Consider the following 9075-nt stretch of genomic DNA (forward strand, 5'->3'; position numbering starts at 1 on the left):
AGTCTTTTTTATTTTTTCGGGAAGTAGCTCAGCTTGGTAGAGCACTTGGTTTGGGACCAAGGGGTCGCAGGTTCGAATCCTGTCTTCCCGATTTTTTTTCATTGCTTTTTCTATAAATGTATCTTATAATTTAGATAAATTGAATATGCGCCCATAGCTCAATTGGATAGAGTGTTTGACTACGGATCAAAAGGTTAGGGGTTCGACTCCTCTTGGGCGCGTTAATACGGAATCATGTATTCCGTATTTTTTTATATTTTCTAAGGTTTTTCAGTGAAAAGTCATTCTTCTTTCTTTCTGATCTTAAATTCGTTATAATTAAGGTCAATATTAGTCAAAGGAATGAGTAAGATGGCACATCAAAATACCTCGGATTTAATTGAATCATATATAAAAAAAATTTTAGAAAAGAATGAAATGATCGAGATTCGAAGGATTGAAATGGCAGACCTCTTTAATTGCGTTCCTTCTCAAATTAATTATGTGATCAATACGCGATTTACGATTCAACGTGGTTATCTCGTTGAAAGCAAACGTGGAGGCGGAGGATACATACGTATTGCTAAAGTAAGAATTTCTGATAAGATGCATATGCTGGAACAGGTCAATCAATTATTTGATGATACAATTAGTGAGAAAAATGCGTTTGCCATTATTCAAAAATTATATGAAGATCAGTTCATTACTAAAAAAGAAGGCAATTTAATGTTAAGTGCGATTGCTAAAAATACACTTAATATGAATGAGTTAGAAGATTATGTTCGTGCTCGAATCCTTCGAGCATTTTTAGAACGATTAAGCTATGAAGATGGGAAGTGAATATAAATGGAAGAACTCTTTACTCAAAGAGCACAATTAGTATTAGAAATTGCACAAGAAGAAGCAAAAAAATTTAAACATCAATCTGTCAGTTCCGAACACATATTGCTGGCATTGGTTATTGAACCCAATGGTATTGCTGGAAAGGTATTACGTGAAGTTGGATTGAACGAAACGGATGTCTATGAAGAAGTTGAACACTTGATTGGTTACGGAACAATGACTGCCTATCCACCAGGTGTATTCCTTCCCTATTCTCCACGCATGAAACAAATTTTTGCGTTGGCAAATAGTGAAGTAAAAAAGATGGGTGCACAAAAAGTAGGAACAGAACATATCTTAATTAGTTTATTAAAAGATGAAAGCATTATGGCGACTCGCATGATGATCAATTTAGGCGTTAGTCTTACGAAAGTACGCCAATCATTAAAGCAAAAAATGGGATTAAAAAACGATAGTCGAAATAATAGCATCCGTCGTAGAAATTCTCAAGAAAAACGACAATTAACAAAAGGGACACCAACTTTAGATTCTTTAGCAAGAGATTTAACTAAGCTAGCAAAAGAAGGAAAGTTAGATCCGGTTGTAGGTCGTTCGAGTGAAGTAAAGCGCTTGATTCAAATTCTTAGTCGGCGAACTAAGAATAACCCTGTATTAGTAGGGGAACCTGGGGTCGGAAAGACTGCAATCGCTGAAGGACTGGCACAAAAAATTATTTTGGGTGAAGTACCTGAAGAAATGCAAGAAAAACGATTAATGATGTTAGACATGGGTTCATTAGTGGCAGGAACTAAATACCGTGGTGAATTCGAAGATCGTATGAAAAAAGTAATTGATGAAATTTATAATGATGGACAAGTCATCTTGTTTATTGATGAGTTGCATACTTTGATTGGTGCAGGAGGGGCAGAAGGAGCAATTGATGCCTCGAATATACTAAAACCAGCTTTAGCACGTGGAGAATTACAAACCATTGGCGCAACGACGTTAGATGAATACCAAAAGTATATTGAGAAAGATTCAGCACTTGAACGACGTTTTGCTCGTATTCAAGTGGATGAGCCTACACCTGAAGAAGCAGAAGAAATTTTACGCGGTCTTCGTTCAAGGTACGAGGAACATCATGGAGTGGAAATTACTGATGATGCAGTACGTGCTGCCGTAAACCTTTCTGTACGTTACATTACTTCTCGACAATTACCAGATAAAGCGATTGATTTGATTGACGAATCTGCAGCGAAGGTACGTTTGGATCAAACTGGGGATTTGACTGAATCCGCAGTGACCAAAATAGAAATTGAAGAAATAGTCAAAGAAAAAGAAGCAGCGATTCAAAAACAAAGCTTTGAAACAGCTGCTCAATTAAGAAGACAAGAAAAATCATTGCGTAACAAATTAGCAAAACTTTTGATAGTGGAAGAAAAGCATGAGAAAGGTTATGCTGATCGCGTGACAGAAGAAGATGTGGCAACCGTTGTTTCGGAATGGACGGGTGTACCGTTGCAACAATTAGAGAAGAAAGAAAGCCAGCGATTACTAGAATTAGAAGCATTGTTGCATGAACGTGTGGTTGGACAAGATGAAGCGGTGAAAGCTGTCTCTAGAGCGATTCGTCGAGCACGCAGTGGTTTAAAAGATCCAAATCGCCCGATCGGTTCCTTTATGTTCTTAGGACCTACAGGTGTTGGTAAGACAGAACTGGCAAAAGCTCTATCAGAAGTAATGTTTGGAGATGAAAACTCCTTGATTCGTGTAGATATGTCTGAGTTTATGGAAAAATATAGCACGAGTCGTTTGATTGGTTCTCCTCCAGGTTACGTGGGATACGATGAGGGAGGACAATTAACCGAAAAAATTCGACAAAAACCTTACTCAGTTATCCTATTAGATGAAGTAGAAAAAGCGCATCCCGATGTATTTAATTTATTACTACAAGTATTAGATGACGGTCATTTGACAGATTCTAAAGGGCGTAAAGTTGATTTTCGAAACACGATTATGATCATGACTTCCAATATTGGCGCTACGCAAATACGAGAAGAAAAAAATGTCGGTTTTAATGTTCAAGATATTACAAAAGATCATAAAGCGATGCAAAAACGTATTTTAGAAGAATTAAAGAAAACGTTCCGACCAGAATTTTTAAATCGTATTGATGAAACAGTTGTCTTTCACTCATTGAGTAAGGATGAAATTCACTCGATCGTTCAAATCATGAGTCGTGCGATTGTCAAACGATTAAAAGAACAAGACATACAAGTAAAAATTACATCAGCAGCAGTAGACGTGATCGGCAAAGCTGGATTTGATCCTGAATATGGCGCTCGCCCAATCCGAAGGGCATTACAAAAAGAAGTAGAGGATCGATTAAGTGAAGCCTTATTAGGTGGAGAGATTCATTTAGGTGATCATGTAACTGTAGGAGCTTCAAAAGGGAAAATTACTTTGACTACACGTTTACCTAAGAAACAAGCAGTAAAAACATCATAAATAAAGTGAGAGAGTTGAAAAACATGACAGGAAGGATAAAGCTCCTTAATGTTATGTAAAAAGACTTCTCTCGCTTTTTATTTTCACGTTATTTAGTGCAAAATAATTTCAAAAATCCTTCAATAAATGTGAGAAGTGTTGGCAACTTTTTTTAGCTATGCTACTATTATGGAGTTGTAGGAGGAGGAAATGATGATCGAAATCATAACTACGGTAGAAACTTTTGAACAAGCAAAAGAATTATTAGAAGCAGGAACAGATACCTTATACTTTGGAGAAGAATTATTTGGTTTACGATTGCCTGCTTCATTCACTAGAGAAGAACAGCGTCAATTAGTAGAATTAGCACATTCATACGGTAAAAAAGTGAATATTGCATTGAATGGAATTATTCATCCTGAAAAAATGAAAAAAGTTCCTGAGTATCTTCAATTCCTTAAAGAAATCCAGGCTGACAAGATTACAGTTGGAGATACTGGCATTATATATACAATGAAAAAACATCCAGAGTGGGCGATTCCCTATATTTTTGATGCAGAAACGTTAGTTACTAGCGCAAGACAGATCAATTTTTGGGCTAAAAAGGGTGCAGTTGGTGCTGTTTTGGCTAGAGAAGTGCCCTTTGAAGAAATGAAAGCCATGGAAGACAAATTACAAGTTCCTGTGGAGGTCCTCGTATATGGTGCTACTTGTATCCACCAGTCGAAACGTCCTTTACTACAAAATTATTATCATTTTACAAAACAAGAAGAAAGAACGGATCGTGACCGAGGATTATTTATTTCAGAGCCCAAGAAAGAGGAAACTCATTATTCTATTTATGAAGATTCGCACGGAACACATATTTTTGCCAGTAATGATATCAACCTTTCTAAGGAATTGAATTTGTTGTATCAACATCATTTCCGTACATGGAAGTTAGATGGTCTATTTACCCCAGGAGAAAATTTTGTGAAAATTACTAAGCTAATTGTTGAAGCAAAAAATCAAATTTTAAAAGGTATGTGGAACGAGACAGATGCAGATATCCTTTGTAAAAAAATTAGCACATTACATCCAGAAAATCGTGAATTAGATACAGGCTTCTTTTATATTGATCCTGAAGCCATCAAGTAAGGAGTATGACGAAAGAAAAATGACAACACAACGAAAACTAAAACGTCCGGAAGTCTTAGCTCCGGCTGGTACACTTGAAAAACTAAAGACAGCCATTCATTATGGTGCCGATGCAGTTTACATTGGAGGAAATGCCTATGGATTAAGAAGTCGTGCTGGGAATTTTACTTATGAAGAAATGGCTGAAGGCGTTGCTTTTGCCAAAGCACACCATGCCAAAGTTTATGTTGCTGCAAATATGGTGACTCATGAAGGAAATGAAGAAGGCGCAGGAGAATTTTTTAGACAACTACGTGATATTGGAATTTCAGCAGTGATTGTTTCAGATCCAGCATTGATCGAAATTTGCGCTACTGAAGCTCCAGGATTACCGATTCATTTATCTACACAAGCATCTGCAACAAATTATGAAACGCTTGAATTTTGGAAAGAAGAAGGGTTGGAACGTGTCGTGCTAGCTCGTGAAGTTTCAATGGAAGAAGTTGCTGAGATTCGTAAAAATACCGATGTTGAGATCGAAGCATTTATCCATGGCGCAATGTGCATTTCTTATTCTGGCCGTTGTACATTATCTAACCATATGTCGATGCGTGATGCCAATCGGGGAGGTTGTTCCCAATCTTGTCGTTGGAAATATGGATTATTTGATATGCCTTTTGGTCAAGAAAGAAATCATTTAACAGATAGCGGTGAAATTGAAGAAGAATTTTCAATGAGTGCAGTTGATATGTCAATGATCGAACATATCCCAGAATTAATCGAAAATGGTGTAGATAGTTTCAAGATTGAAGGCAGAATGAAATCCATCCATTATGTTTCTACAGTAGCTAATGTTTATAAAACTGCCGTTGATAGTTATATGGAAGACCCGGAAAATTATGTATGTAAGCAAGAATGGATTGATGAATTATGGAAAGTTGCTCAAAGAGAGCTTGCAACCGGTTTTTATTTCAACACGCCAACTGAAAATGAACAATTATTTGGAGAACGTCGAAAGATACCTGTCTATAAATTTGTCGGTGAAGTGATGAGTTACGATGAAAAAACAAAAATAGCAACGATTCGCCAACGTAATTTATTTTCAGTGGGTGATGAAATTGAATTTTATGGACCAGGATTTACTCACTTTAGTCAAAAAGTTGAAGTGATGTACAATGAGGAAGAAGAATCTATTGACCGTGCTCCAAATCCTATGATGATTTTGACTATGCCGGTAGAGCAACCAGTAAAATCAGGTGATATGATTCGTAAGAGAAAATAAACTCGCTCCTGCTTCTCGTATAAAAATGAGGCATCAAAATGATAAGATCTATTTAAACGTGTTACACTTATTTTTTGTAAGGATAAAGAGAATTAAAAAAGCAATGATTTATCCATTTTTTAAAAAATTGATCTAACCTAAAAGGAGAAAGAGATACCTACTCCTTTTAAATCAGGAGGTATAACATGAAGATTTATGACTATATTGTTATAGGCGGTGGTTCTGGGGGGATCGCCTCAGCCAATCGAGCTGGAATGCATGGCGCAAAGGTTTTATTAATTGAAGGCAATGAGTTAGGTGGTACGTGTGTAAATGTTGGCTGTGTACCAAAAAAAGTGATGTGGCAAGCTAGTACTATTTTAGAAACATTAGAAAGAGATGCCTCAAGTTATGGGATTCAAGCTGAGCTAAAAAAATTCGATTTCAAAGAATTAGTTGAAAAACGTGAGCAATATATTGAGTTTTTACATGGTGCCTATCAACGTGGACTAGATAATAATCAGGTTGATGCAATAAAAGGTTATGCTCGTTTCATTGACAGTCAGACAGTGGAAGTCAATGGAGAAACGTATCAATCATCCAAAATTTTAATTGCTACTGGTGGTAAACCTAGCCAAATGACGATTCCTGGTGGCGAATATGCAATTGATTCGAATGGTTTTTTCGAACTCACTGAATTACCAGAACGGGTGATTGTTTTAGGTGCTGGTTATATTGCAGCCGAATTGTCAGGTGTACTTCAAGGACTAGGAAGTGAAGTGATGTGGGCCTACCGAAAAGAACGACCTCTAAGGACTTTCGATAAAATGTTATCTGACAATTTGATTGAGATGTATCAGGAAGCAGGTATTCGAACCTATGCACACCATACCGCAAAAGAAATTATCAAGAATGAGAAAGAGTATACGGTTGTATTTGAAAATGGGGAACAATTGACGGGTGATTGTGTTTTGTTTGCTGGTGGACGCATGCCAAATACTGATAAATTAGGACTAGAAAATACTCAAGTACAATTAGATGATAAAGGTTTTGTGAAAGTAGATAAATACCAAAACACGACTGATTCAAATATTTTTGCTGTAGGCGATGTTATTGGAAAAATTGATTTAACACCAGTAGCTATTGCAGCTGGGAGACGATTATCTGAACGTTTATTTAACAACCAGAAAAATTCTTATTTGAATTATCATCTTGTTCCTACGGTTGTCTTCACCCATCCACCTATTGCAACAATCGGATTGTCAGAAGAAGTAGCAGTTGAGAAGTATGGCAGTGAAAGAATAAAAATTTATCGGTCGCGATTTACGCCAATGTATTTTGCATTAAATGACTATCGTCAAAAGTGTGAAATGAAGTTGATCTGTGTGGGTGAAGAAGAAAAAATCGTAGGATTGCATGCAATTGGTGTAGGAGTAGATGAAATGTTACAAGGCTTTGCTGTTGCAATCAAGATGGGTGCAACAAAATCAGACTTTGACCAGACTGTCGCTATCCATCCGACAGGTTCTGAGGAATTTGTGACGATGCGGTAATAGAGGATTTGTGGTGGCTGTATTCAGCTATCCTAAATAAGTACTTTGCATCATTGTTTTATTTCGATTTCCGTGTTAAAGCGCAATCTAAAAAATGTCGCAGGTAACCGGAGACACAATAAGCTGAAGAACCCGAAAATAGGAAAAGCCATTTTCGGGTTCTTTAGCTTGTTTTTTGTAGGATATACTTTCTCTAATTGTAAATAATTTCCTTTAAATTACTCCAAAAAGAAGAAGTTGGTATCTTGGATATCTTCAGCATGTGTGTGGAAATTTTTGTTCTGTTCAGTTCAATATCCGTTAAAATTAGGTCGTATTGATTGATTTTTTTATAATCAACCGAAAAGATATTTTCTTGATAGATATCGATTTGATGTAGGGCAGGCAATTTTTTTAACAAAAGCTGTTTATAAAAAGTTAAAATACGTTCTTCCTGATAAGAAACGATTAAAATAGAAAAATGCTCTTTATATGGAAGAAGCGCTGTTATTAATTTAGGTGATAAAGTGATTAATTCCAAAAATAATTCTTCGTATAGTAATTGATTTTCTTTTATTATGGTTAACTCAGCTTTTTCAATTGATTTTTCGTAAGCATTCAATAATTGTGGAGATTCTCCCATTAATGTTTCAGATAAAATATCGCTATAAGTTATTTTAAATGATTGTATCCGTTGGTTGAAATGGATACAATCATTTAATCGTTGAATATCCTCAGAAGAAAAAGGGATGTCAATACCTATGTATGTATAGAAGCTATGTACTAATTTATGCAATTTTGCCAATTGTTTTAATTCACAGTTTGTAGAATCAAAAGAATATAAATGCGTATATGAATTCAATAAGTTTTGGATATTAGACTTGGTCAAACTAAAATTATATTTTTTTTCAATGATAGAACAAAGAACAGTATTTTTTTTCAATAGTTCAAAAAAAGTTAATTCACTTGTTGTTTCTTTTTGTGTAAAGGAAGCTTCTATCAAGTGTGCTTGCCCAATACGAATAATCGATGTGTAGAAGTAATAGCTATTTAAAATTAATTTATATGTACTTATAGAGGTATATGTATGTTTTTTTTTATGATAACGACGCAATAAATCAAAGATATATTCAAAATGTGGTAATTGTTGTGGTTTATATATTTCACGAAACATACTGCAAAAGAAATGGCGAACGAAACTCTCATTTCCTATAATTTGTAAATGTGATGCAATTTTTATAGTGATGGGCCATTTTTTTTGGGAGAAATAGGTATTCATCTTTAAAACGATTCGTCGAATGCTGGTTTCACTTAAATATAATTTTTCTGCAAGTTTTGATAAATGCGGTTCTTCTGTGAAAATTGTTTTTAAGATTTGAACATTTGTTGAATGATTGAGAATTTTTTTTATTAAATCTTCTAAATTCATATCATTCGGTATTTTTAATGTAGTAATTTGGTATTGATCAATTTCAACAACAACAGGTGAATAAGTATGATTAAAAAAAACAATATCACTTAACAATGTTTTTTTTGTAACATTTAATTGTTTTGTCAGTGTATCACAATCCATAGATTTCATACCTAAAAGCAACGCTAGCTTCACTTGTCGTTCAGAATTTTTTTCAAGTATACTAAGTTCTTTTATCATCATATTTAGGATTTCAATTTTTAGAAATCTCTCCTCCCCACCTTCCTTTGATGCTGTACACATTATTTTATCATATTTTTCTAAGGTTACCACGTTTTTTTATTTTATTTAAAATATACTCCATGTTTATTCTGTCAATTAAAAAAAAAAAACTTTATTTAATGATTGTTATTTAATTTTTTGATAGATATAAAAATTAAATTTTAACATAAAAAAATTTTTTTTAA

The 9075-nt window shown here is 34.8% G+C and carries 6 protein-coding genes and 2 tRNA genes; 7 read left to right on the forward strand and 1 reads right to left on the reverse strand.

The window, feature by feature from the left end; genetic code table 11:
• Positions 1–17 precede the first annotated feature (17 nt).
• From EVI01_RS12805 to gor, 7 genes are all read left to right on the forward strand, one after another.
• A tRNA-Pro gene (locus EVI01_RS12805) sits at positions 18–91 on the forward strand.
• Between the two features lie 56 nt (positions 92–147).
• A tRNA-Arg gene (locus tag EVI01_RS12810) sits at positions 148–221 on the forward strand.
• Between the two features lie 130 nt (positions 222–351).
• Positions 352–819 (forward strand): CtsR family transcriptional regulator, encoded by a 468-nt coding sequence (locus tag EVI01_RS12815; protein ID WP_010750036.1) that lies wholly within the window; start codon positions 352–354, stop codon positions 817–819.
• 6 nt (positions 820–825) lie between these two features.
• On the forward strand, positions 826–3309 hold the full coding sequence (locus tag EVI01_RS12820; RefSeq protein WP_010750037.1) for an ATP-dependent Clp protease ATP-binding subunit: 2484 nt from the start codon (positions 826–828) through the stop codon (positions 3307–3309).
• Positions 3310–3501: 192 nt separating this feature from the next.
• Positions 3502–4425 carry a peptidase U32 family protein gene (locus EVI01_RS12825; protein ID WP_025480565.1) on the forward strand — a complete coding sequence of 308 codons (924 nt, stop codon included), beginning with the start codon at positions 3502–3504 and terminating at the stop codon, positions 4423–4425.
• Between the two features lie 19 nt (positions 4426–4444).
• Complete coding sequence (locus EVI01_RS12830) at positions 4445–5686, forward strand: peptidase U32 family protein (protein WP_010750039.1); 1242 nt, start codon at positions 4445–4447, stop codon at positions 5684–5686.
• A 185-nt stretch (positions 5687–5871) separates the two neighbouring features.
• Positions 5872–7218, forward strand: coding sequence for a glutathione-disulfide reductase (gene gor, locus EVI01_RS12835; RefSeq protein WP_010750040.1), 1347 nt, complete (start codon positions 5872–5874; stop codon positions 7216–7218).
• Between the two features lie 193 nt (positions 7219–7411).
• Here gor and EVI01_RS12840 read toward each other — a convergent pair whose 3' ends face one another.
• Positions 7412–8941, reverse strand: a complete 1530-nt coding sequence (locus tag EVI01_RS12840) for an AcpB/EbpR/MafR family transcriptional regulator (protein WP_010750041.1) — start codon at positions 8939–8941, stop codon at positions 7412–7414.
• Positions 8942–9075: the final 134 nt, after the last annotated feature.

The sequence above is a fragment of the Enterococcus villorum genome, assembly GCF_007990225.1.
Taxonomy (GTDB): domain Bacteria; phylum Bacillota; class Bacilli; order Lactobacillales; family Enterococcaceae; genus Enterococcus_B; species Enterococcus_B villorum.

Bases quoted from the DNA above. Each gene is read 5' to 3' on its own strand.
- EVI01_RS12815 (WP_010750036.1), top strand. From the start codon at position 352: ATGGCACATCAAAATACCTCGGATTTAATTGAATCATATATAAAAAAA.
- EVI01_RS12820 (WP_010750037.1), top strand. From the start codon at position 826: ATGGAAGAACTCTTTACTCAAAGAGCACAATTAGTATTAGAAATTGCA.
- EVI01_RS12825 (WP_025480565.1), top strand. From the start codon at position 3,502: ATGATCGAAATCATAACTACGGTAGAAACTTTTGAACAAGCAAAAGAA.
- EVI01_RS12830 (WP_010750039.1), top strand. From the start codon at position 4,445: ATGACAACACAACGAAAACTAAAACGTCCGGAAGTCTTAGCTCCGGCT.
- gor (WP_010750040.1), top strand. From the start codon at position 5,872: ATGAAGATTTATGACTATATTGTTATAGGCGGTGGTTCTGGGGGGATC.